This is a genomic window from Candidatus Tectomicrobia bacterium (assembly GCA_016192135.1).
Lineage (GTDB): Bacteria > UBA8248 > UBA8248 > UBA8248 > UBA8248 > 2-12-FULL-69-37.
Genome location: JACPUR010000041.1, coordinates 1 through 22,329, shown reverse-complemented (window position 1 = coordinate 22,329; position 22,329 = coordinate 1). Strand labels below are relative to the sequence as shown.

Sequence of the window (22,329 nt, the reverse complement as noted above, 5' to 3'; positions counted from 1 at the left end):
CTCCCCTGTCATCGCTCGCAAGCCGGTCCGTCCCTTGGGGTGGAGCGGGGGGGGGGGGCATCCACGTGCCCCTGCTCCCGCCGCCGGAGCGCCTCCAGCGTCATCTTGAACGCGCCGGGGACGGAGTTGTCCCACCGGCCGGAGGCGCCGGCCTCCTTGAGCGCCTCAAGCATGGCGGACTGGAAGAACGCGTCGGTGAGCAGGACGTGCTCCAGGCCCTCCAAAACGGACCATTCCCCCTCTGGCGGCTTCCAGCGCGCCTGTTCCTCGGTCACGCCTCCCAGGAAACGAAAGAGCTCCTTGCGGTCCTCGAACGCGGAGGCGAAGGCAGCGTCGAACTGTTGCTCCGGCGTCAGGGCCAGGCTCAACGGGTTTTTCCCTGTCCAATGCGGCGGGAGCGGAGGTCGAAGCGCTCGATGCGGCCGTTTTCGATTTTTCCGTAGCCGGTGCGGCGGGATTGGCTGTCGTAGAAGTCCATTCGTCCCGAAGATGGGTCGATGACGGCGTAGCCGGCGCGGCGGGAGCCGGGGGTGAAAAATTCCACCCGGCCCGGGTCCCCCTCCCGCCGTTCCTGGGCCGGAGCGGAGGCAGGGAGGATGGCGAGAACCAAGGCAAGGGCGAGGCGGATTCGCACGGGGAGGGCCTCTTCCCGGAGAGCGATATAGGATGGTCGGGGCGAGAGGATTTGAACCTCCGACCCCCTGCACCCCAAGCAGGTGCGCTACCAGGCTGCGCTACGCCCCGACCGATGGTGCAACCGCAGGGGGCTAATTACTAATGCTAAGGGGCGGGTGCCGTCAAGGCCTTCCGGACGCCGAAACCGGGGAGACGTTCGGCACGGCGGGAGATTCCCCCCGGGAGGGGCGCCGGGGCAGGAGATTGGCCGGGGCCGGCTCTTTGTCCGCTTCCGTGAAGGAAGTGATCCGGTGGCTGCCGGTGCTGGAGATGGTGGTGACGGTCGAGGTCCGCAGGGGGACGGTCTGGTCCTGGAAGATGAGTTGCAGATTGCCCGCTTGATGAAAGACGGAAATCCAGCCGTCGGTGGCCTTCACTGAGAACCGGGCGCCGTGGCTCAGCAGGCGGCCTACGGAGGTGGTCACTTCGAGGGCGGTCCGGCACCCCTCGCTGGGGACGCGCAACACGCCCCTTTCCAGTTTGGCGACGACATATTCCGGCGCGTCCGCCCGGCGTCCAGGATGGAGAACCAAGCGGCTCTCGGGCTCGAGGAGGAATTGGCAGCCCGGCTGGCTCTGCAGCCAAATCAGGACGCGGTCCTGCGGGCCCGTCTCGACCCATCCGCCACCCGGCAACGCATAGATCTCCCCTTGGGAAGGTTGTAGGGAGATTTTTCCCTTGGCTGTGCGGGGAGCCCCCGCCAGCGGGACGATGCGGATGGAATCCAAGGTGTGCAGCGGTGCGCCGAAAGAGGGGGCGGCCAGGAAGAGGATTGCCGGGAGCGCGAACGCCAGAACGCGCCCGCACGGGAAGCCGCGCTTTTGCATCTTTTCCTCGAAAAGGCGACGAATCTAAAAGACAGCCCAATGCGAGGCGGCGCCGCTTTCAGTGAATTTACAAGAGGTTGAGTAGTTTTCGCAACAAAGAAATCAGGTTTTTTCTGAGGGAGGGGTGTTTTTTTACCCCCCTGACCACCCGGATCGCCCTCAGATCAGGGGTTCTTTTCGCGATGTGATCACCCCCGTGCGAATTCCGGCCCACTGGAGACTCCCCCGCCAGCGCCCGTGCTCAATCTTCATGCACCGGTCCATGACCACGCTGAGGCCCGCCTCCCGCGCCCGCCGGGCCTCGGGCTCATTGATGACGCCGAACTGGAGCCACAGTGCCTTGGCGCCCACGGCGATGGCCTCATCCACAACCTCGGGGATTTCCTCGGGCTTGCGGAAGACGTCCACCACCTCGGGGGGCTGAGGGATGGCGGAAAGGCTCGGGTGGCAGCGCAGCCCCAGAATCTCCTCGTAGCGCGGGTTGACTGGGATGACCTCGAAGCCCATCCGCTTGAGGTAGTACCCCACGAAATAGCTGGGACGGATGGTGTTGCCGGAAAGGCCTACCATGGCGATCCGCCGCATCCGGAGGATGTTCCGGATGATGCGGGGGTCCTGGAATTCATGGCTCGGCATCAATCTTCCTTCCTTAGGGGCGGGCTAGACCGCCGCCTTCGCCGCCGCGCCGAGAGCCTGGTCCAGATCCCACAGGATGTCGTCCAGGTTCTCCAGACCCACCGAGATCCGGATGAGGTCGGGCGTGATGAAGCCGGCCTTCATGTCTTCCTCGGTCAACTGAGAGTGCGTCGTGGAGGCGGGATGGATGATGAGGCTCTTGGCGTCCCCGACGTTGGCCAGATGGCTGTGAAGTTGAAGCGATTCGACCAGCTTCACCCCCGCCTCGTACCCGCCCTTCACCCCGAACGAGAAGACGGAGCCCTTTCCGTTGGGGAGGTACTTGTCCGCCAGCTTCTTGTATGGGCTGCCCGGGAGGCCGGGGTAATTCACAAAGCTCACGCGTTTGTCGGCCGCCAGGAACTCGGCCACCTTCTGGGCGTTGTCGCAGTGGCGCTGGACGCGCAGCGGGAGCGTCTCCAGCCCCTGAAGGAAGAGGAAGGCGTTGAAGGGGCTCATGCAGGGGCCCATGTCCCGGAGGCCCTCCGCACGGACCTTGGTGATGAAGCCGAGTTCACCGAAGGTCTCATGGAAGTTCAGCCCGTGGTAGCCGCGGGAGGGCTGGACGATGCTGTCAAACTTTCCGTTCGCCCAATTGAATTTGCCCGAATCCACGATGACGCCGCCGATGCTCGTCCCGTGGCCGCCGATGAACTTGGTGGCGGAATGGACGACGATGTCCGCCCCCCATTCCATAGGGCGGCAGAGGTAGGGGCTGGCAAAGGTGTTGTCGACCACGAGGGGGATTCCCGCGTCGTGGGCAATCACGGCGAAGACCTCCAGGTCGGCCACGTTGGACATGGGGTTCCCGATGGTTTCGCAGTAGAGGGCCCGGGTGTTGTCTGTGATGGCCCGGCGGAGATCGTCGGGATTGTGCGGGTCCACGAACTTCACGTTCCATCCGAGGCGGCGGAAGGAGACGTCGAACTGGGTGTAGGTGCCGCCGTAGAGGGTGGACGCGGCGACGATCTCCTGGCCGGCCTCCATCAGGGTGAAGAAGACGAGGAACTGCGCGGCCTGGCCCGAGGCGGTCGCGAGGGCGCCGACGCCGCCCTCGAGGGAGGCCATGCGCTCCTCGAAGGCGCTGTTCGTGGGGTTCCCGATGCGGGTGTAGATGTAGCCGTAGTCCTGGAGGGCGAACAGGCCCGCCGCGTGCTGAATGCTGTCGAAGACGAAGGAAGTGGACTGGTAGATGGGGACCGCGCGGGCGCCGGTCGTGGGATCGGGGCGCTGCCCAGCATGCAGGGTTTGGGTTTCGAAGTGGAACTGCCGTGTCGGCTCCTGGGGGGCCGAATTGCCGTTGGACTCGCCCATGCTGCCTCCCTTGGATATATCGGATGAAATTCGATGAAATGTTTGGCGGGTGCCATTGTGGCCCGGAGGGAAATGGGGCGCAAGGGCAGGATTTCCCCCGAGGATAGGCGGAAAATCGGCCGGATTTTGCGTCCCGCCCGCGGATTTTCTTCTCAATTTGCCAAATCTCACTCATGCCTTTAGGGATACCGGCCGATAAAAAGAGGGAAATGCCATATTCAAGCAAGGATGCTTGGATAATTGATGGCTCCTCATGGAGGAGGAGAGAGATGGCGGACGCCAACCTGGTTTTGGCTGTGGTGCGGGGCATCCGGCCCCCCCTTATTTACGGGGCGGTCGCCAGCGCCCGCGCGGAAGTGAACCAGCTGGTCTCTTCGGGACAGATCGCGGACAAGCGCCTCTTCATTCTGTTGGGGGCGGCCAACGCCCTTCAATCCCCCAACGGACTGGATATCTTCGCCTGAGCCTTTCCCTGGCGCCTGCCGTCCCCGTTTGACCTTCCCTGGCAGGGGCCCATATACTTGTCCTTGTCATCTCTTTTCGCCCCTTTTGCGCCCTCTGGTTGCATGGTCCGAATCCTTTTATCCAACGACGATGGCATCACGTCCCCGGGGCTGCGCGCGCTCCATGAGGCCGTCCGGCCCCTGGGGAAAGTGACGGTGGTGGCTCCCGACCGGGAGCAAAGCGCCGCCGGCCACTCTCTCAACCTCCACCGGCCCCTCCGGGTGGATCTCCTGGAGGAGGGGTGGTATGCCGTGGACGGCACCCCCACCGACTGCATCAACCTCGCGTTGAACGGCCTGTTCAAGGACGAGCGGCCGGACATCATCCTCTCGGGCATCAACCGGGGCGCGAATCTGGGCGACGACATCACCTACTCCGGCACGGTGGCTGCGGCCATGGAGGCCACCCTGCTGGGGGTGCGGGCGGCCGCCTTTTCGATCGTCTATGAGCCTGGCCGCCCGATGCTGTACGATTTGGCGGCGGAATTCGCCTGCAAGATGGCCTCCGAGATGCTCCGGCGGAGGCTCATGCCGGGGGTCCTCCTGAACGTGAACGTCCCGAACGTGCCGAGGGAGGAGTGCTCGGGGGTGCGGGTGACCCGCCAGGGAAAGCGGATTTACGGCGATGCCATTGTCGAAAAGATCGATCCGAGGGGCAGGGCGTATTATTGGATCGGGGGAAGCGGTCTGAAATGGGTGGAGGAACCCGACACGGATTTCGACGCCATCGCCCACCGGGCCATCTCGGTCACCCCCGTCCGGCTGGACATGACGGATCACGACACCTTGCGGGAACTCGAGAAATGGAATCTCCAGTGAAAGGATCGGCCGCGGCACATTGGGGCCGCGAGGAGGAGCGGTTCCGCCGCGCGCGGCAGGACATGGTCGAGAACCAGCTCATCGCCCGCGGCATCCGCGATTCGCGCGTCATCGAGGCGATGCGGCGCGTGCCCCGGCATCTCTTCGTCCCCGACGTCTTCCGGGAGGAAGCCTATACCGACAAGGCCCTTCCCATCGGGTACGGCCAGACCATCTCTCAGCCTTACATGGTGGCCGCCAGCCTTCAGGCGCTTGGCCTCCGGGGGGAGGAGAAGGTGCTTGAGATCGGCGCGGGATCGGGGTACGTTACGGCCCTTCTGGCGGAGCTTTCCGCCAAGGTCCGGGCCATCGAGCGCGTGCCCGAGCTTTCCCGGACGGCGCGGGAGCGCCTCGAGCGGGCGGGATACGCGAACTTCCTCCTATGGACCGCCGACGGCACCTACGGCTGGCCCGAGGAGGCGCCCTTCGACGCCATCCTCGCCGCGGCCTCCGCGGTGGAGCCGCCCCAGCCCTGGCTGGACCAGCTGGCCCCGGAGGGGCGGCTGGTGATGCCGCTCGGCGGGGAGGAAGGGCAGGTCCTCGTCCGCATCGAGAGGGGGCGGGACGGCACCTTCCGCCGCTCCCAGGATCTCGTTCCATGCGTTTTTGTCCGCCTCATCGGGCGCTACGGCTGGCCCGAGCCGGGCGGGAAATAGATCGCTTTTCGGGGCGTAGCGCAGCTTGGTAGCGCGCCTGCTTCGGGAGCAGGAGGCCGGAGGTTCAAATCCTCTCGCCCCGACCAAAAAAAGACCCGTGCATCCTTCTAGCTCACGGTTTTTTGAGGGGAGCACGTGTTGTCATTTTGACCGGGCCGCCACCCTGATCCTATCCGAAGGACCTTCTTGATTTTCTCAAAGCGCAGTTCGCGGCGGTGAAGTAGGCGGCGGAGCCGGGAGCTTCTCCCTGTTCCTGCCGCAGGAGGCCGGAGGTTCAAGTCCCTCCCCCCCCGATCCCCCCACAGCCCGGGAATGCCCGGGTTTCGCGTGGGGGAATATTTTTGCCCCAAGCAGGGAACAGGGGACGGATACATGGCCACGCGTGAGATCGGCATCATCCTGCACGGCGCGACGGGCGGCATCGGCTCTTTCCAGCACCTGCGCAATTCGCTGGCGCCGATCCGGGCGGAGGGAGGCCTCCCCGCCGGCGGCGATACGATCATGCCGAAGCCGCTTCTGGCCGGCCGCAACGCGGAGCGCCTGGCGGCGGTCGCGGCGGAAAACGGCGGCCTCGACTGGACGACCGATCTGGACGCCGCGCTGCGCAATCCGGAATATCCTGTTTTCTTCGACGCGGCCGCGACCCATCTGCGGTTCGGCCTTCTCAAGCGGGCCATCGAGGCGGGAAAGCACATCTACGCCGAGAAGCCGGTGGCTCCCACGGCCGAGGACGGATTGGCGCTCCTGCGGGCTGCCGAGGCGAGGGGCCTCAAGCACGGTGCCGTCGAGGACAAGCTGTTCCTGCCGGGCTTCCGCAAGCTGCACCGGCTCGTGGACAGCGGTTTCTTCGGGCGCATTATCGGATTCCGCATCGAGTTCGGCTGGTGGGTGTTCGATGGTGTCGCGGCGCCGTCGCAGCGGCCGAGCTGGAATTACAGGAAATCCAGCGGCGGAGGGCTGATCTCGGACATGCACCCGCACTGGCGCTACATCGTCGAGGGAATGCTCGGGCCGATCAAGCGGGTCGCCGCCATGGCGTGGACCGGCCAGACGGTCCGGGCGGATGAGTCGGGGGATCGCTTCGGCGTCGACGTCGAGGACAATGCGCACACGCTGCTCGAGATGGAGAGCGGCGCCCGGGGCGCGATCCTTGCCTCCTGGTCCACGCGGGTGCGGCGCGACGACCTTGTCGCCTTTCAGATCGACGGGACCGGAGGTTCGGCCGTGGCCGGCCTGCGCCGGTGCTGGAAGCAGCCGGCGCGGGATACGCCCGCCATCCGCGGCTTCCTCATGGGCCGGGACGCCGATACCATGAACGTCAACGTGGACTACCGCGAGGGCTGGCAGGAGGTTCAGGGCTCTGAGCCTTACAAGAATCCCTACCGCTTCGGCTGGGAGGGCTTTATCCGGCATGTGGCGGCCGGCGAGCCCTTTTACGCGGATCTCGCAGGCGGGATTCGAGATGTCCAGCTCGCCGAGGCCTGCCAGCGCAGCGCCGCGGAGGGAAGATGGATGGAGATGCCGCTGTTGCGAAGGCCGGGAGCGCCGGCCTGAGCCCGGCTCCTCCGTTCAGCAGGCTTCGGCTTTCTAGAAAAATGCAGAAGGCATTTTGCAAATTCGGCGAAGGAGCCCGAATTTCAGCCCGTGGAGCAGAAACCCCCGCGGGGTCCTCGGGTAGATGAACAGCCATGAATGCGGCCGCACCTCGTTCGTCCATTTCAGCTTCCACTCGTCATCCGAGCCGAGCAGATCATATTCGGTGATATCCCGGGCCAGGGCATTCCGCAGCGTCAACGAAAGAAGCAGCCTGGAAGGCGCGTATTGCGCGCAGTCCGGATCGTAACCCGGCTTGAGCAAAAAAAGTCTTTGCTTGTAGCAAAGCGAGTAGGTGAAGGCGATGCGGCGGTTCCTGACGCTCAGGAAATAAAGGCGCAACCATCCCCGAAGCGCGGCCCGCTCGGCCAGCTTGCTGTAAAAAGCGCAAACCGCCGGATCGGAGACTATCGCGGTCCCGCTCCCCGCCTTCCAGGCCGCCGCCTCGAGCCGCAGGCCGTCGTTGAGAGTTGCATCCGCCTGAGTAATCACCTCGAGATCCGGCTGCCCCAGCTTTTGAAGCCGGTTGAATCGATTCTTCAGGTTTTTCTCTTCTTTCCGGCAGGTTCCGTCCGGATAACCGTTCGGGGTCCCGATGAGCAGGTAGGGGGACTTTTCCCCCTCCCAGATTCCCGCCGGGAACCGCCCCGCGGAGGCATATCTCCGGAACTTCAGGAGCGTCCTTGAATCGGACGGAAGCTGGCAGAGTGCCAGCACATCCCACTCGCTCCTGTGGCTCCAGAGGTGCCGCCAAACCGCCGGATAGACGCCCTTCGCATCCCTCGCCACAAGGAAGTCGCACCGGGGGGTGTGGGGGTTGTAGATGAGGCCGAGCTGCCGCACGGATACGCCGTACTTCTTCTCCGTGCTGCGCATCAGGGGCGCGATGGCCTTTAGCTTCCCGTTATTCTTCACGAGGAGGATATGAAGCTCCTTCCCCTCGCCAAAGCATTCCCACCAGGTCTGGACCCACTCGAAAGTCAAGAAAGGGTGGCTCACGTCCGACTCCTCCGCCAGCCGGTCCCAGGCCGGCTTCAACCGGAGGAGCGTCTCGTAATCGGAGACGAGCTCGACAGTGCAGGAGGAGACTCTGCCCGCGGTGGAGAATGGGCTTCCGGCATTCCTCGCGCCCTCGTGCTCTTTCCCGGAATGGGCCGCACGGTTTCCCGCGGGATGCGCCTCGCGTACGGCCGGAGCGGAAAGCGCTGAATGATGCCATATGGCGCCCTGGATGCCCGCCACCGCGTGAGCCAGGTTTTTGGGATTGTGATCGCCAGCAGGATTGATGGACACCACACCGCCCTTGAATGAGAATGAGCTAACTTTGGCGGCAATTTTATTTTACATGAACAAAAAACGCCGATATAGCAGAAAAATATCGAAAGTGTATCAGTGTGTTAAAAATATTTTTTCGTAAGTTACATTAACATTTCAATTTGGTTAGAACAAAGTTTCTTTTGGCGCAGGCGGGGGCGGCACGAATCTCGGAGGGTTTGAACGGGGGGCGGGCGTGCGACCAGCCGAATCGGGTGGGATGCGGATGAGAAGATTGGAGCGCGTGAGGCGGTAATCCTCGCTCCAATAATCCGTTGGAAAATCAAGGATATCGCATCGCAGACCTTCCGCATCCAGCTGCTTTTTCATTTTATCAAGATCGAATTCCAAATATTCCAGATCATACCGGGGTTTTAGCCGAAAGAGCCGGCGCATGATGCGTATCGCGGGCCGCGGGATCAGGAGATGAAGCATGACCCTCCACTTCTCATTCCACCTCGCCCTCCGCAAAGCCAGCAATTTTCCCTGAAACTTCTTATGGACGTCGGGGATGCTCGTAACAAGCGCTTCGCCCCCGGGCCGGCACACCCGGAGCAATTCCCGGATCAGCTTCAGCGCGTCCTCGTGATTCGGAAGCGTGTGCATCATGTCGGAGCAGTAGGCCTTGCTAAAGACGCCCGCCGGGAAGGGGAGGAGGCGGCCGTCCGCCGCCGCGAACCATGCCGGATAGCGGGAGGCGGCGGCGTTCTGCCGGTCGGCCTCGATCAGCATCGCGGGTATGAAATTCACTCCCGCGAAGCGCCGGCAGCGGCGTGCGACAAAACGGCTGACGACTGCGCTGTCGCAGCCGACGTCCAGGACGATGTCCGCGCTCGGATCCAAATCGAGGAAAGAGGCGATCAATTCCGCGGTCATGGCCATCTCTCCTTCCGAGATGGCATGGAAGCCTCTCGACCGCTGCGCCAGCGGCTGGTTGAGGAAATTCAAGTACCAGCCGCGCCAGTCATGCCTCCCCGCGTTTCTTTTTGCTTGTTCGATCGCCACCGTCTTCGTGCTCTTAGTTGGGCGGTCCAGATGAACCCCGGCCCGTGGTGAAGGCGATTCTCGAGACGAATTCCCGGATTCGGGGGATCAGCCCGAATTTGAGCCTGTGGAGAAGGACGCCTCGCGGGGTCCTCGGGTAGACGAACAGCCACGTGTGAGGCCGCAGCTTGTTCGTCCACTTGAGCTTCCACTCATCGTCCGTGCCGAGCATGTCGTACTCCTCGATCCCCTCCGCCAAGGCATTCCGAAGGGTCAGTGAAACGAGCAGCATGGAGGGAGAGCAGCTGGCGTAGGCGGGGTCATATCCAGGCTTGAGCAGGTAGAGCTTGCCTCTGTAGCAGAGGGAGTATCCAAAGGCGATTCTGCGCTGCGCGACGGACAGGAAGTGAAGACGGAGCCATCCTTTCCCGGCCGCCCGCTCTGCCAGCTTTCGGTAGAAGAGGCACACCGCGGGGTCGGAGGAGATGGCGGTGCCGGCTTTTCCCTTCCAGGCCGCCGCCTCGATCTGAAAGCCGTCTTCCAGCGCCTTTCCCATATTCTCTCCGCCCGGGATGATTTCGAGCTCCGGCTCGCCCAGCCTGCGGACCCGGTTGAAGCAATTCCGCAGCCTTTTCTCTTCCTTCCTGCTCGGCCCTTCCGGATAGCCGTTCCTCGTCCCGATGGGCAGATAGGGAGATTTCTCCCCCCCCCAGGTCCCGGAGAGGAATTCATCCGAGCCGGCCTGGTTCCGTATTTCCGGCAGGGCCTCGCTTTCAGGCGGAAGCTGGCAGAGCTCCAGCACGTCCCACATGTCTTGGTTGCCCCGCAGGTATTGCCAGACGGCCCGCCAGATCCCGTTCGCGCCTTTCGCCGCCAGGAAATCGCACCGCGGGGTGTGGGGATTGTAGAGGAAGCCGAGCCGCTGCACGGGAATGCCGTACCTCTTCACCGTGCTCCGCATCAGCGGCGCGATGGCCCTCAGCCTATCCTTTTCCTTCACGAGGAGGACGTGAAGCTCCTTCCCGGCGCCAAAGCACTCCCACCAGGTTTGAATCCACTCGAAGGTCAAGAACGGATGGTCCAGTCCAGACTCTTTCTCCAGCCGGCCCCACGCCTGCCTCAGTTGGAGAAACGTCTCGTAATCGGTGACGGCCTCAACCCTGAGCGCGCCGCTTTTACGAGAGAGAATCCCGACGCCGCTTTCTAGATCCGGATCTTCCTTCTTCCGTCCTTTAATGGTTTTCATTTTTCCTCATTGAGCGCCGGATTGCGCATTCCTCTCCGCGACTCTTTGCATCCGGGAGCCGGGCCAGCGGTCCCTCATCCTCTCTCATGTCCGGGAAGAGGAGGGAGTACATCCGATCCGCGGCCAGGCGGAGGGATGGAGTCCCTCCGGGGGGGGCATGCTCCCTGCCGGGTTCGCCAGCGAATGGGCGCGCTCTACACGCCATCGGTGGGGGGATAGAAATTTTGAAGCCGGTTTCGGAGAGAATGAGCTGTCCGCCTCCGCAAGAAATGCCGAGGCGGCGTTTCATTGTAGCCAATCGCCCAAACGGCTGGATAGCAGAGAGACACCGAAAAAATCACGCCAGCCTCAGAGGAACCTGGTGGCAACGTAATGGCAAGGTTTCCTATGTTGCTCGCCAATGAACGAAACCTTTCCGCCGCTTTTTGGGGCGCTTCCGATTGCGCTCGGAGCGCGGCAGATATCTCTCCGCTGTTTATAGAGGGCAGCTGTCTCGCGTGCTGTGCGGAAGCGCCGATCGCGCTGCGCACGAATCGAGCATTGAGCGGCAGGCCAGTTCGCGTGACGAGCGCGAGCGGGTGTCGTTCCGAGGGAGCCCGCCGTGCACGAAGATTCCCCGCGGAGCTTGCCATGGGCGCAAGCGAAGGGCTCCGGAATGACCCCCAAACCGCCAGATGACCCACAACCGGGGGCTTGACCCCGCGGCGGAAGTGTTGAAAATACGTTACGTTGCGTTTTCATTCCGGGTCCCCGCCCGCCCACCGCATTTCCTCCGCCCCCGGGAATGCCGGCGCGTGAAGCCCCTGATCGCTGTCATCGGCGATTCCGTCTCATCGCCCTCCGTCCTGCGCATGGCCGGAGAAGTGGGCCGCCTCATCGCCCGCGAGGGTGCCATCCTCGTGTGCGGCGGGCTGGGCGGGGTGATGGAGGCCGCCGCCCGAGGCGCGAAGGAGGGCGGCGGCCTCACCCTCGGCATCCTCCCCGGATACGACCCGGCCGCGGCCAATCCCCACATCGACCTCGCCATCTGCACCGGGATGGGCCATGCGCGGAACGCCATCATCGCGGCCACGGCCACCGCCCTGATTGCCCTCGAAGGGGCTTACGGAACTCTCTCGGAGATGGCCCTGGGCCTGAAGCTCGGGCGGCGGGTGGTGGCGCTCGGCTGCCGCGAGAATCCGCGCGGTGTCCTCGCGGCGGACACCCCCGAGGAAGCGGTGAGGCTGGCGCTCCATGGCTAGGTGGGCGTTCCTCCCGCTTGGGTGGATGTGCCACTTCGCCCTCTCCCTTTGGGAGAGGGCCGGGGTGAGGGAGAATTTAGCTGCGCCGCTGGATGTTTCCCTCACCCCCGTCCCCTCTCTCTCCTCCCGAACCGGCCTGTCGGTTCGGGGACCCGAAAAGACGGGGAGAGGGGAGGCGGAGCCTGTACAGAGGGCTCCTTCGGTTCTAAAAGGTTGCCGCGCAACCTGTTTGGATTTCATCGGGTGGCTTCGGGCCCGGTCATGGAAGGGAGCGGTTTTGCTCTTCGCCGCAAGCCTGGCCGGGTGCGGGGGGCAGTTCCATGATTACCGGCGGGCGGCATCGGACGGCCGCAGGCAGGGCGTCTATCACGTCGTCGAGCCGGGCCAGACCCTCTGGCGCATCTCGAGAACCTATGGAGTGGACGTGGAGGAAATCGCCGTCCTGAACGGCATCCCGAACCCGGACCGGCTGAGGGCGGGCGCGCGGCTCTTCATCCCCCGCGCGCAGCGGACGCTTGCGGTGCCGGTGCACGGGGGGCCGCCGCCCCCGAAGGAGCGGCCGCGGTGGGCCCAGGCCGAGGAGCCGGCCTCAAGAGGAGGCGTGAACGCCGGCCGGGGCGGGTTGCGGTTTTCCTGGCCGGTGCAGGGGAAGCTCCGCCACCGCTTCGGAAGCCGGAACGGGATGAAGTACGACGGCATCGTGATCTCCGCCCGGGCGGACGCTCCCGTGCGGGCGGCGGCGGCGGGGCAGGTGATCTTCAGCGACTGGGGCCCGGGCGGCTTCGGGCGGACCATCATCATCCGCCATGGGGAGGGGGAGTATCATTCCATCTACGCCCATAACGCCGAGAACCTAGTGCGGAAGGGCGACGTCGTCGAGGGAGGCCGCCTCATCGCCCGCGTCGGGCGGACGGGCAACGTGGACCAGGCCCAGCTTCATTTCGAGATCCGGCATCGCACGGTGCCCCAGGATCCGTTATCGTACCTGCCCTGATGGTTCGAGAGCCGGCCGGGAGGAAGAGATGGACCCCATCCAGGAATTGTTGCGCCACATCCGCGACGTCCCCGATTTCCCGAAGAAGGGGATCGTCTTCAAGGACATCACCCCGCTCCTCCAGAATCCGCGCACGTTCCAGATGGCGGTGGATCTCCTCTCCGACCAGTTCGTGGGAAAAGGCGTCCAGGTGGTCGTGGGCGCCGAGGCGCGGGGCTTCATCATCGCCTCGCCCCTCGCCTACAAGCTGGGGGCGGGCTTTGTCCTCGTCCGCAAGCCGGGCAAGCTCCCATGGGAGAAGGAGAAGATCAGCTACCAGCTCGAGTACGGCACCGACGCCCTCGAGATCCACCGGGACGCCATCCGGCCCGGCATGAAAGTCCTCGTGGCGGACGATCTTTTGGCCACCGGCGGGACGGCCGAGGCCTGCGCCACCCTCGTCGAGAAGATGGGGGGGGAGGTCGTGGGAATGGCCTTCTTCATCGAGCTGGCCTTCCTCAAGGCCCGCGAGCGCCTGGGCCGCTACCCCATCACCTCGCTGCTCCAGTTCTGAGCCCCGGCGGCCGGCGGGTGGACGAAAAAAACCGGCGGCCGGTTTCCCGGCCGCCGGTTTTGGCTTCGTGAAGGAGCTTGCCGGCCTAGGCCTGGGCTCTCCGCACGTTCGCCGCCTGCGGGCCCTTGGGGCCGCTGGCGACATCGAACTCCACCCGGTCGCCCTCCTGGAGGGACTTGAAGCCCTCGCCCTGGATGGCGGAGAAGTGGACGAACACGTCGTCCCCGTCCTCGCGGGTGATGAAGCCGAAGCCCTTGGCGTCGTTGAACCACTTCACTGTACCTTGTGTCACACTCTTCTCCTGAAACAAATTGGGCAGCGCCGCGCCCCCAAGGACGCCCTGCACGCCGCCCGTGGACTCCCCGCCTGCACCTTGCCTGCGGGATAACGTAAACAAGGTAACACCCTTCCAGGAATATTGCAATTTATATTTCAGGCGGAAAAAGCCGGCGAAAATGGTGCCCCCTGCGTGATTCGAACACGCGGCCTACGGATTAGGAATCCGTTGCTCTATCCTGCTGAGCTAAGGGGGCGAATCCCGGCCCGATTATGGCGGAAACCGGGAACTTTCGTCCACGCCAGGGTTGACCTCCCGATCGCACGGATTTTGGAGCCTTTTCCGGGCCGGGTGTATGATTCCCGCTCAACGCGGCATGGCGCGCATGAAGGGGAGGGCGTCCGATGCGCTGGTTCTGGGGTGGTTTGGTGCTCGCGTTTTTGCTTCCCACGGCGGATGCTTCCGCGCAGAACGTCTACGAGTCGAACTCCAAGTTCTACAGTTTTCAGATGCCCATGACGTGGTCGGTGGTGCGGGAGAGGCAGAACGAGGATGTGGTGATTGCCTCCCCGGCGGGCATCAGCCGGGGTTCGATCTACATTGTCCTCGCCGCGCCCAAGGGCTCCCTGCAGGATGACGCCAACCATACGTTCGGCGGGGGCGGCGTGACGGTCCAGAGCAAGAGGACACGGATGGTCGATCGCTTCTCCTGCCTCCATGTCACGGTGACCAGCGGAAGAGGCGTCCCCCATCACAACGTCTTCTGCCAGTTCACCGTGCCCTACAAGGAGGGCCCTCGGCGCGTGGGCATCATGTTCGGCCAGGCCATGCACCCCAACGAAAGGTTCCAGCAGGAGCCGATCTTCGAGAGGCTGCTGAGCAGCGTCAAGTTTCACCCGTCCCTCCAGCCCTAGAGGGGCCGCTCACCCCCGGCGAGGCCTGGATTCCTCCTTGCTGCTTCGCCTCGATAACCGTCGGGCGCCGCGCTCGCGGGGAGGATGAGCCGCGCCACGGCCCGTGGAAGCGGCGCCAGGGTTCGAGCGGGAGAGAAACCGGGGCATCCTTCCCTAGCCACCCGGGCGAAGGTCAGAGCGCCCTTTGGCCAGCCCGGCACTCGAACCGGACCTGAACCTTGTGATCCCAATCCGCACGGAGCATGCCGCGCACCCAATCCTGGAGCCTGGGCGTCATGCGTTGGCCGAAAGACTGGCACTCGGCCAGTGTGTTGAACTGGGTGGTTTCGGGGATGGGGCCATTGTAGACCCCGGCGGCAGTCATCGTGATGACGAACCAGGTGAGCGCGATCATCTTGCCGCCTCCTCTGCCTTGGCGCTCTCTTGGGCGCGGTCTCGTCGCGTTCGCATCAATCGAGAAGCCTATATGCTTGGCGCCGGCGGTAACTTTTCCATGGGTTCATGCCGCATGTAACAAGCCGTATGTAACAATAACAGCAGCCTGCGCGAGGATATTCTCTGGGCGGGAATATTCTGGGAAGCCGTAGAAAAGGCCGGACCCGTCATCCCCGCCGGGGCAGGCCGGCCATCTCGCGCAGCACCTCGAAGACGGAGACCGAATCCTTGTCGGCCAGGCCCCGCTGGTAGGCCGCCTGGGCGAGCTGGGACCACACGCCGGTCATGAGCATGGGCGAGCCGTATTTTTGCCCCTGCTCGAGCATGAGCCGGGAATCCTTGAGCGAGGTCCGGATGAGGCCCTCGGGGCTGTAGTCCCCCCGGATCATCTTGGGGCCTTTGTCGATCATGGTCTTGGAGGCGCAGGCGCCGTCCTGGAGCACGGACAGGAGCCTCTCCCCGTCCATCCCCGCCTTCTCGCCCAGGGCCAGGCCCTCGGCCAGGGCGAGCCGGTTCCCGGCCAGCACCAGGTTGACGATGAGCTTGGTCAGGGCGCCCGCACCCACGGGGCCCATGTGGTAGGCCGCCCGGCTGACGGCCGCGAAGTAGGGCTTGCAGGCCTCGAAATCCTCCTTCGCGCCCCCGGCGATGATGATCAGGTCCTTCTTCCAGGCCATGGCGCTCGTGCCGCTCACCGCGGCGTCGAGGAAGCGGATGCCCCTCTCGGCCATCTCGGCCCCGAGCCGGGCCGAGTCCTCGGGGCGCGAGGTGGTGGCGTCGCAGAAGATGAGCCCTTTCCCCGCGCCCTCGGCGATGCCGTTCCGGCCCAGCACCGCTTCCCGGACGATCTCGCTCGTGGGGAGGGAGGTGACGAGCCACTTCACCCCCCGGGCGGCCGCGGCCGGGGAGTCCACCGGCACGCCCCCGCGCTCCGCGAACTCATCCACCCGGCGGCCGTCCACGTCGAATCCCTGCACCTCGAAACCCGCCTGGAGCAGGTTCCCCGACAGGGCCGACCCCATGAGCCCGATTCCCACGATCCCCACCCGCTCGCCCATTTCCCGTTCCCCCGATAAATAAAGAAAGAATGCCCTCACGGAGCCCTGCGCGAAGGGCGCATTCTACATCATCGGCCTCCTGCCGCGAGGGGCCGGGCGGATGGATTTTCCCCGGCGCCCGCGCTATCGTTCGGGGGAACGGATCCGACAAGAACCGGCCTCGCCGCGCGGCCCGCCGGCCCACCCTGGGAGTGAGATGCCATGATCACCGCCATCGTCACCGCCCCCATCCCGCAAGGAATGACCTACGAGAAGTACGTCGAGAACACGAATCGCATCTCCTCCCGCTTCCAGCAGATCCCCGGCCTCATCCGCAAGAACTTCCTCTTCAGCCGGGCGCAGGGCCTGGGCGGGGGCGTGTATCTCTGGGAGAGCCGCGAGGCCGCCGAGAAGTGCTACGCCGGGATGTGGCGGGAGAACTTCGTCAAGGCCTTCGGGGTGGAGCCCAGCATCGCCTTCTTCGATACCCCGGTCGTGGTGGACAACGCGGCCGGCAAGATCGTCCAGGCGGCCTAGCGCGGGGAAGGGGAGGAGGATGGACCGCTACGACGGCATCGTGATCGGCGGCGGGCACAACGGCCTCGTCTGCGCGGCCTATCTCTCGCGCTGCGGGCTGAGGGTTGCCGTCCTGGAGGCCGAGCGGGAGATCGGCGGGGGCGCCTCGACGCGGGAGTTCCTGCTGCCCGGCTACAAGTCGAACATGCACGCCAACTTCTTTATCGGGCTGGACGACTTCCCGATCGTCCGCGACCTCGAGCTGGAGCGCCACGGCTTCCGCTACCTGACGCCCGATGTGCAGCATGCGGCACTCTTCCGGGACGGCACGGCCATCGTCCTCCACCGGGATCCCAAGAAATCGACGGCCTCCATCGCCCGAATCTCGAGGCATGACGCGGACGCCTTCGGGTATCTCCACCAGCGCTACGCCGTGGAGCTCGCCCCCCTTCTGCGGAGCTTCCTCTTCCACCCGCCCCTGCCACGCGAGGAGATCGGCGTCCGGGTGGGTTCGGACGCGAAGGGGAGGGAGCTCCTCGCCTTCGCCCCGATGACCATCTCCTCGGCCATCGACGCCCATTTCGAGCACCCCAAGGTGCGCGCCCTCTTCAAGCTCTTCGCCCACGCCATCACGGTGGAGGACGAGCCGGGGACCGGGCTCTTCCTCCCGAGCCTCTTCTCCACCCAGACCACCCTGGGGCTCCCGGTGGGCGGGGCCATGGAGCTCCCGAGGGCCCTGGAGCGCATCATCCTGGCGAACAGGGGGGCGGTCATCCGAGGCGCGGCCGTGCGCGAGGTGACCCGCGAGGGGGGGCGCACGGCGGGCGCCGCCCTGGAGGACGGCCGCAGGCTCTCGGCGGGCCGCTTCGTGGCGAGCAGCCTGAACGCCCCGGCCTCCATCCGCATGGCCGGGGAGGACGCCTTCCCGGCCGAGGTGAACGAGAAGATGCGCAAGTGGGACTGGGGTTTCCACTCACTGATGACCCTCCATCTCGCCCTCTCGGACCGCCCGCGCTACGAGGCCGAGAAGTACGACGCCGACGTGGGCCGCTGCTACAACATCATCTTCGGGGCCGACGGCGACGCCCAGGTGGTCCGGAACGCTCAGGAGCGCCGGGCCGGCAAGTTCCCCTCCCAACCCATGGGGAACGGCTCCTGCAACAGCCAGCACGACCCCTCCTACGCCCCGAAGGGGGGGCACGTGGCCTTCTGGTGGCCGGGCGCCCCCTACTCCCTGGAGGGCGACGCCGCGCGCTGGGACACGGTCAAGGAGGAGGCGGCGGAGAAGCTCGTGGGCGTCTGGCGGGAGTTCGCCCCGAACCTGACGCGGGACACCGTCCGGGCGGCCAAGCTCTACACCCCGCTCGACGTCGAGCGCGGCAACCGCAACATGGTGCGCGGGGCGGTGCGCATGGGGGCCTACAAGACCGAGCAGCTCGGGGTGAACCGGCCCCATCCGCTCCTCTCGGGGATGCGCACCCCCCTCGAGGGCTTCTATCTCTGCGGCTCGAGCTGCCAGGGCGGGGGCCTGAACGGCGCCCCCGGCTACAACGCCGCGGGCGTCATCGCCCGCGACCTGGGGCTCGACCTCTGGTGGGAGCCCCTCCCGGCCCCGGCCCTGGCCGCGCACGCCTAGTCATATCGCGCCGGAGCGGCATGGGCCGTGACCCCATCCCTTGCCGGCGTTTCATCCAGGAAAGGAAGGCCCGAATGTCCTCATCCGCCGCGCGGCGCTCCCACCCCGATACCGTCCGTCACATCCATCCCGCCGTCTGGCCCCAGTACCCCTTCGACGAGCCTCCCAAGGCGCGGGAGCGCTCCGAGCCCCGCTACAACATCCGCGCCGAGACGGACCAGCGCATCAAGATGCGCGACGGCGTGCACCTGGCCGCCGACGTGTACCGCCCCCGGGTGACGGGCCAGAAGTTCCCGGCGCTCCTCTCGATCTCGCCCTACACCCGGCAGCTCCAGGTCACCGAGGTCCCCATCGGCCAGAACGAGGCGGGGCTCACGGAGTTCTGGGTGCCGAGGGGGTACGCCCATGTGATCGTGGACGTGCGGGGGTCGAACGACTCCGAGGGCTCCTACGACGACAAGGGGGAGAAGGAGCAAGGGGACTACCTCGAGCTCATCGAGTGGGCCGCGAAGCAGCCCTGGTGCAACGGCAAGGTGGGGATGATCGGCTGCTCCTACTTCGCCCTGGTGCAGCTTCTCTCCGCCGTCCACCAGCCCGACGCCCTGGCGGCCATCTTCCCCTACGACGGCTACACCGACCTCTACCGGCACCGCACCTTCCACGGAGGCGTCCCCTACCTGGGCTTCATGAAGGGCTGGTTCGCGGCGGTGGGCAACCTGAACTTCCAGAGCGGGCGCCTCAAGGACCGCTCGGGCCTGGACCAGATGATGCGCGACCACCTGAACCTGGAGCACCCCTTCGACGGCGAGTTCTTCCAGATCCGCTCGCCCCACAAAGTGTTGCGCAACATCAAGATCCCCACCTACTTCGGCTGCGACTGGTCCTTCTGGTGGCTCCACCTGCCGGGCGCCTTCCAGGGATGGGAGGGGACGGGGAAGATCCCCAAGCGCATGCTCATCGGCCCCAAGCCCCAGCCCTGGCGGCCCTTCGGGGCCTATCACGAGGAGGCGCTCCGCTGGTACGACCACTGGCTCAAGGGCATGGACACGGGGGTGATGGAGGGCCCGCCCATCCAGCTCTGGATCCAGGGGGAAAACCGCTGGCGCGGCGAGCCGGACTGGCCGCTCCCCCGCACCCAGTGGAAGAAGCTCTACCTGGGCGGTCCGGGGGGCACCCACGGCACTCTCTCGGACACCCCGGGCGGGGGAGGGGAGCGGGCCTACGCCTACAGCCCCTTCACGCGCGAGTGGCGCTTCGGCAACCCCCGCCTCATCTACCGCACCGAGCCCATGGCCGGGCCCTACGAGCTGACGGGGCCGCTCTCGCTCCACCTCGCCGCCCGCTCCTCGGCCGAGGACACGGACTGGATGGTCCACCTCCAGGACGAGGCGCCGGACGGCTCCTGCCGCACGCTCACCAAGGGTTGGCTCCGCGCCTCTCACCGGGAGCTGGACGAGAAGCTCTCCAAGCCGGGCCGGCCCTGGCACCCCCACCTGAGGGCGGTGCCCCTCACGCCGGGCGAGGAGGAAGCCTACGAGATCGAGCTCTGCCCGACGTGCAACGTGTTCCAGCCGGGCCACCGGGTGCGGCTCGAGATCTCGAGCGCGTTCCCCTTCGCGGAGAACCTGAGCTTCCACGAGTCGCTGCCTCTCCCGGCGGACAACACCGTGCTGGAGGGCCGGGAGGGCTCCTACCTCCTGGTGCCGGTCATCCCGAAGCAGGCGTAGGACGGAGGCGCGATAACCGGGGGGCGGCGTGCGGCTCCCCCCAATCATCCGAGGCACCGAGAGAGGAAAGGAGAAACGAATGCCGGGGGGAGACGGGAGGGGACCCTCCCTGTTCATGACGCGCACAGCGGCCGCTTGGAACATGCGCCAGATCGCCCATATCGACCTGGCGCCCGACGACGCGGAGATGTACGGCGGCGCGCTGAAGATGCAAATCCAGATCAAGGGCGGCCGCCGTTTCATGTACGCGGGCTGCCTGTGGTACCGGGGGGTGCACATTCTGGACGTGACGGACCCCGCCCGGCCCCAGTACGTCGGGAACCTGCCCTCGCCGCACAAGGTTTCGCGCTCGAACATCCAGCAGGCGGGGGACCTCCTCATCGTCTCGGAGGACGTGCCCCCGCCCGTCCCGCCGAACCGCTGGCATCCGGGCCTCCCCGACTGGTCCGACGACCGGCCGGCCGAGCGGGCGGGCGTGACCATCTACGACGTCTCCGATCCCCGGCGCCCCCGCGAGATCGCCTACCACCACATCCCGGGCCGGGGCTGCCACCGCAACTACTACGACGGCGGGCGCTACGCCTACCTCACCGCCGCCACCGATGGCTGGGCGGGCCACATCCTCATCATCCTGGACATGAAGAACCCCGAGAAACCCGAGGAAGCGGGGCGCTTCTGGCTGCCCGGGCAGAAGGAAGGCGAGGAGCGCAAGTGGGACCCGAAAAAGCTCAGCGAGAGGGAAGGGCTCCACGGGCCGGTCTACGTGATGGGCGACCGGGGCTACGCCTCCTGGGGCGCGGCCGGGATGCTCGTGATGGACATGAAGGAACCCGCCAAGCCCAAGGTGCTCGGCCAGCTCCGCCTCTCGCCTCCCTTCGACGGGGGCATCCCCTGTCACACGGCTTTCCCGATGCTGAACCGCAAGCTGGCCGTCATCACCCAGGAGGCCATCGCCGAGAACTGTAACGAGACGCAGCCCCTCGGCTGGGTCGCGGACATCCGGTGCGACTGGAACCCTGTCTCCATCTCTACGTTCCCGGTACCCCGGCCGCCCGCCGGCCTGCCCTACGCCTCCTTCTGCGTGAAGGGCGGCCGCTTCGGGCCCCACAACGTCCAGCACATGAGCGAGCCGGGGGATCGCCGGGACGACATGGTCTTCATGACCTATTTCAACGCGGGGCTGCGCGTGTTCGACATCCGCAACCCTTTCAGGCCCCGCGAGATCGCCTACTTCGTCCCGCCGGACCCCAAGCCGGGCCTCGCCGTGCGCTCCGAGGACGTGTACGTGGAGTGGGACCGGGGGGTGGTGTACCTCGCCAACCGCAACATGGGCATCTATGTGCTGGAGCTGGACGAGAAGGCCATGGACGGCGGGGAGCCCCCGCGATGATGCTGGCCTATCTCCTCCGCCGGATGCTGGCCGCCATCCCCACCCTTTTCTGGGTGCTGGTGCTCATCTTCTTCGGCCTGCACATCCTGCCAGGCGACCCCGCCATCGCCCTCCTGGGCGATCAGGCGAGCGAGGAACAGCTCCGGAACTTCCGTGTGCTGAATGGCCTGGACAAGCCGCTCCTCGTCCAGTTCTGGAACTACATGAAGGGGGCGGTGCTGCTGGACCTGGGGCACTCTTACCAGATCGAGCAGCCGGTGGCGGGGCTCATCCTCGCCTTTCTCCCTTATACGCTGGATCTGGCGTTCGCCTCGCTCACCCTGGGCATCCTCGTCGGAATCCCGCTCGGGGTGATGATGGCGATGCGCCGGGACAGCATCTGGGACGTGGCGGGCGGAGCGGCCGCGCTCGGCGGCATCTCCATCCCCGACTTCTGTCTCTCCGTGCTGCTGCTCCTGGCCTTCTCGGTGGGCCTGGGGTGGTTCCCGACGGTGGGGCAGATCGACATGTCGAGCCCGCTGAGCCGGCTCTACAACGTCATGCTGCCCGCGTTCGCCATCGGCTTCGTCCAGTCCGCCCCCATCATGCGGGTGACGCGCGCCTCGATGCTGGACGTGATGAACGCCCCCTACGTCCAGACCGCCCGCAGCAAGGGTCTCCCCGCCTGGCGGGTGACCTTCCTGCACACCTTGCGGAACGCCCTCATCCCAGTGGCCACCGTGGCCGCGACGGGTATGACCGTGGCGCTGGGCGGGACCATCGTCATCGAGATCATCTTCAACCGCCCGGGACTGGGGAAGCTCCTCATCGGCGGGGTGGCGTCGCGGGACTACAACATGATCCAGGGCGTCATCCTGGTGTACTCGTTCATCGTGGTCGTCATCAACCTCGCGGTGGACCTGCTCTATACGGTCATCGATCCGCGCGTCTCGCTCGGGAAGGAGGGCCGCTGATGGGCCTGGGG

At 65.7% G+C, this 22,329-nt stretch carries 24 protein-coding genes and 3 tRNA genes; 14 read left to right on the top strand and 13 right to left on the bottom strand.

Features of this window, described 5'->3' with window-relative positions:
• Window positions 1-8: 8 nt before the first annotated feature.
• The 6 genes from HYZ11_17585 to HYZ11_17560 form a co-directional block, all read right to left on the bottom strand.
• Complete coding sequence (locus HYZ11_17585; GenBank protein ID MBI3129423.1) at window positions 9-368, bottom strand: DinB family protein; 360 nt, start codon at window positions 366-368, stop codon at window positions 9-11.
• Complete coding sequence (locus tag HYZ11_17580) at window positions 365-634, bottom strand: hypothetical protein (protein ID MBI3129422.1); 270 nt, start codon at window positions 632-634, stop codon at window positions 365-367. Before HYZ11_17580 ends, HYZ11_17585 begins: the two co-directional genes overlap by 4 nt.
• A gap of 33 nt (window positions 635-667) precedes the next feature.
• Window positions 668-744 (bottom strand) — tRNA-Pro (locus HYZ11_17575).
• 53 nt (window positions 745-797) lie between these two features.
• A complete protein-coding gene (locus HYZ11_17570; GenBank protein MBI3129421.1) occupies window positions 798-1,310 on the bottom strand; it encodes a hypothetical protein in 513 nt (170 codons plus the stop codon).
• 351 nt (window positions 1,311-1,661) lie between these two features.
• Complete coding sequence (locus HYZ11_17565; GenBank protein ID MBI3129420.1) at window positions 1,662-2,138, bottom strand: CoA-binding protein; 477 nt, start codon at window positions 2,136-2,138, stop codon at window positions 1,662-1,664.
• A gap of 24 nt (window positions 2,139-2,162) precedes the next feature.
• On the bottom strand, window positions 2,163-3,491 hold the full coding sequence (locus HYZ11_17560; protein ID MBI3129419.1) for an O-acetylhomoserine aminocarboxypropyltransferase/cysteine synthase: 1,329 nt from the start codon (window positions 3,489-3,491) through the stop codon (window positions 2,163-2,165).
• 269 nt (window positions 3,492-3,760) lie between these two features.
• On the opposite strand from HYZ11_17560, the gene HYZ11_17555 reads away from it, so the two are divergent.
• The 5 genes from HYZ11_17555 to HYZ11_17535 all read left to right on the top strand — a co-directional run bounded on the left by HYZ11_17555 (window position 3,761) and on the right by HYZ11_17535 (window position 7,062).
• Window positions 3,761-3,955, top strand: coding sequence for a hypothetical protein (locus HYZ11_17555; GenBank protein ID MBI3129418.1), 195 nt, complete (start codon window positions 3,761-3,763; stop codon window positions 3,953-3,955).
• Between the two features lie 102 nt (window positions 3,956-4,057).
• Window positions 4,058-4,813 (top strand): 5'/3'-nucleotidase SurE, encoded by a 756-nt coding sequence (gene surE / locus HYZ11_17550; GenBank protein ID MBI3129417.1) that lies wholly within the window; start codon window positions 4,058-4,060, stop codon window positions 4,811-4,813.
• Complete coding sequence (locus HYZ11_17545) at window positions 4,798-5,508, top strand: protein-L-isoaspartate(D-aspartate) O-methyltransferase (protein ID MBI3129416.1); 711 nt, start codon at window positions 4,798-4,800, stop codon at window positions 5,506-5,508. Before surE ends, HYZ11_17545 begins: the two co-directional genes overlap by 16 nt.
• 9 nt (window positions 5,509-5,517) lie before the next feature.
• Window positions 5,518-5,594: transfer RNA gene (locus HYZ11_17540), tRNA-Pro, on the top strand.
• A 286-nt stretch (window positions 5,595-5,880) separates the two neighbouring features.
• On the top strand, window positions 5,881-7,062 hold the full coding sequence (locus HYZ11_17535; protein MBI3129415.1) for a Gfo/Idh/MocA family oxidoreductase: 1,182 nt from the start codon (window positions 5,881-5,883) through the stop codon (window positions 7,060-7,062).
• Between the two features lie 33 nt (window positions 7,063-7,095).
• On the opposite strand, the gene HYZ11_17530 is transcribed toward HYZ11_17535, so the two are convergent.
• The 3 genes from HYZ11_17530 to HYZ11_17520 form a co-directional block, all read right to left on the bottom strand.
• Entirely contained in the window at window positions 7,096-8,139 is a 1,044-nt protein-coding gene (locus tag HYZ11_17530; GenBank protein ID MBI3129414.1) for a GNAT family N-acetyltransferase, read from the bottom strand.
• 402 nt (window positions 8,140-8,541) lie between these two features.
• Window positions 8,542-9,420: a class I SAM-dependent methyltransferase gene (locus HYZ11_17525; protein ID MBI3129413.1), complete on the bottom strand. Its 879-nt coding sequence runs from the start codon at window positions 9,418-9,420 to the stop codon at window positions 8,542-8,544.
• Window positions 9,421-9,433: 13 nt separating this feature from the next.
• Complete coding sequence (locus HYZ11_17520) at window positions 9,434-10,645, bottom strand: GNAT family N-acetyltransferase (GenBank protein MBI3129412.1); 1,212 nt, start codon at window positions 10,643-10,645, stop codon at window positions 9,434-9,436.
• A 674-nt stretch (window positions 10,646-11,319) separates the two neighbouring features.
• Between HYZ11_17520 and HYZ11_17515 the strand changes: the two genes are divergently transcribed.
• The 3 genes from HYZ11_17515 (at window position 11,320) to HYZ11_17505 (ending at window position 13,433) form a co-directional block, all read left to right on the top strand.
• Complete coding sequence (locus tag HYZ11_17515; protein ID MBI3129411.1) at window positions 11,320-11,886, top strand: TIGR00725 family protein; 567 nt, start codon at window positions 11,320-11,322, stop codon at window positions 11,884-11,886.
• 277 nt (window positions 11,887-12,163) lie between these two features.
• Window positions 12,164-12,880, top strand: coding sequence for a peptidoglycan DD-metalloendopeptidase family protein (locus HYZ11_17510; protein MBI3129410.1), 717 nt, complete (start codon window positions 12,164-12,166; stop codon window positions 12,878-12,880).
• A gap of 28 nt (window positions 12,881-12,908) precedes the next feature.
• Window positions 12,909-13,433: an adenine phosphoribosyltransferase gene (locus HYZ11_17505; GenBank protein MBI3129409.1), complete on the top strand. Its 525-nt coding sequence runs from the start codon at window positions 12,909-12,911 to the stop codon at window positions 13,431-13,433.
• Window positions 13,434-13,518: 85 nt separating this feature from the next.
• Here HYZ11_17505 and HYZ11_17500 read toward each other — a convergent pair whose 3' ends face one another.
• Entirely contained in the window at window positions 13,519-13,725 is a 207-nt protein-coding gene (locus HYZ11_17500) for a cold-shock protein (protein MBI3129408.1), read from the bottom strand.
• Window positions 13,726-13,889: 164 nt separating this feature from the next.
• A tRNA-Arg gene (locus HYZ11_17495) sits at window positions 13,890-13,966 on the bottom strand.
• 148 nt (window positions 13,967-14,114) lie between these two features.
• On the opposite strand from HYZ11_17495, the gene HYZ11_17490 reads away from it, so the two are divergent.
• The gene (locus tag HYZ11_17490) at window positions 14,115-14,624 is read left to right on the top strand and encodes a hypothetical protein (protein ID MBI3129407.1); all 510 of its coding nucleotides are present in this window, start codon (window positions 14,115-14,117) and stop codon (window positions 14,622-14,624) included.
• A gap of 172 nt (window positions 14,625-14,796) precedes the next feature.
• Here HYZ11_17490 and HYZ11_17485 read toward each other — a convergent pair whose 3' ends face one another.
• Window positions 14,797-15,018, bottom strand: a complete 222-nt coding sequence (locus HYZ11_17485; GenBank protein MBI3129406.1) for a hypothetical protein — start codon at window positions 15,016-15,018, stop codon at window positions 14,797-14,799.
• Between the two features lie 208 nt (window positions 15,019-15,226).
• Entirely contained in the window at window positions 15,227-16,117 is an 891-nt protein-coding gene (locus HYZ11_17480; protein MBI3129405.1) for an NAD(P)-dependent oxidoreductase, read from the bottom strand.
• Between the two features lie 201 nt (window positions 16,118-16,318).
• Here HYZ11_17480 and HYZ11_17475 point away from each other — a divergent pair, with 201 nt between their 5' ends.
• The 5 genes from HYZ11_17475 (at window position 16,319) to HYZ11_17455 (ending at window position 22,318) form a co-directional block, all read left to right on the top strand.
• Window positions 16,319-16,633: a YdhR family protein gene (locus HYZ11_17475; GenBank protein ID MBI3129404.1), complete on the top strand. Its 315-nt coding sequence runs from the start codon at window positions 16,319-16,321 to the stop codon at window positions 16,631-16,633.
• Window positions 16,634-16,652: 19 nt separating this feature from the next.
• On the top strand, window positions 16,653-18,248 hold the full coding sequence (locus tag HYZ11_17470; protein MBI3129403.1) for an NAD(P)/FAD-dependent oxidoreductase: 1,596 nt from the start codon (window positions 16,653-16,655) through the stop codon (window positions 18,246-18,248).
• Between the two features lie 74 nt (window positions 18,249-18,322).
• Window positions 18,323-19,975: a CocE/NonD family hydrolase gene (locus tag HYZ11_17465; GenBank protein ID MBI3129402.1), complete on the top strand. Its 1,653-nt coding sequence runs from the start codon at window positions 18,323-18,325 to the stop codon at window positions 19,973-19,975.
• A gap of 115 nt (window positions 19,976-20,090) precedes the next feature.
• Window positions 20,091-21,365 carry a hypothetical protein gene (locus tag HYZ11_17460; GenBank protein ID MBI3129401.1) on the top strand — a complete coding sequence of 425 codons (1,275 nt, stop codon included), beginning with the start codon at window positions 20,091-20,093 and terminating at the stop codon, window positions 21,363-21,365.
• Window positions 21,362-22,318 (top strand): ABC transporter permease, encoded by a 957-nt coding sequence (locus HYZ11_17455; GenBank protein MBI3129400.1) that lies wholly within the window; start codon window positions 21,362-21,364, stop codon window positions 22,316-22,318. The genes HYZ11_17460 and HYZ11_17455 overlap by 4 nt, the downstream gene beginning before the upstream one ends.
• The last annotated feature ends 11 nt before the right edge of the window (window positions 22,319-22,329 follow it).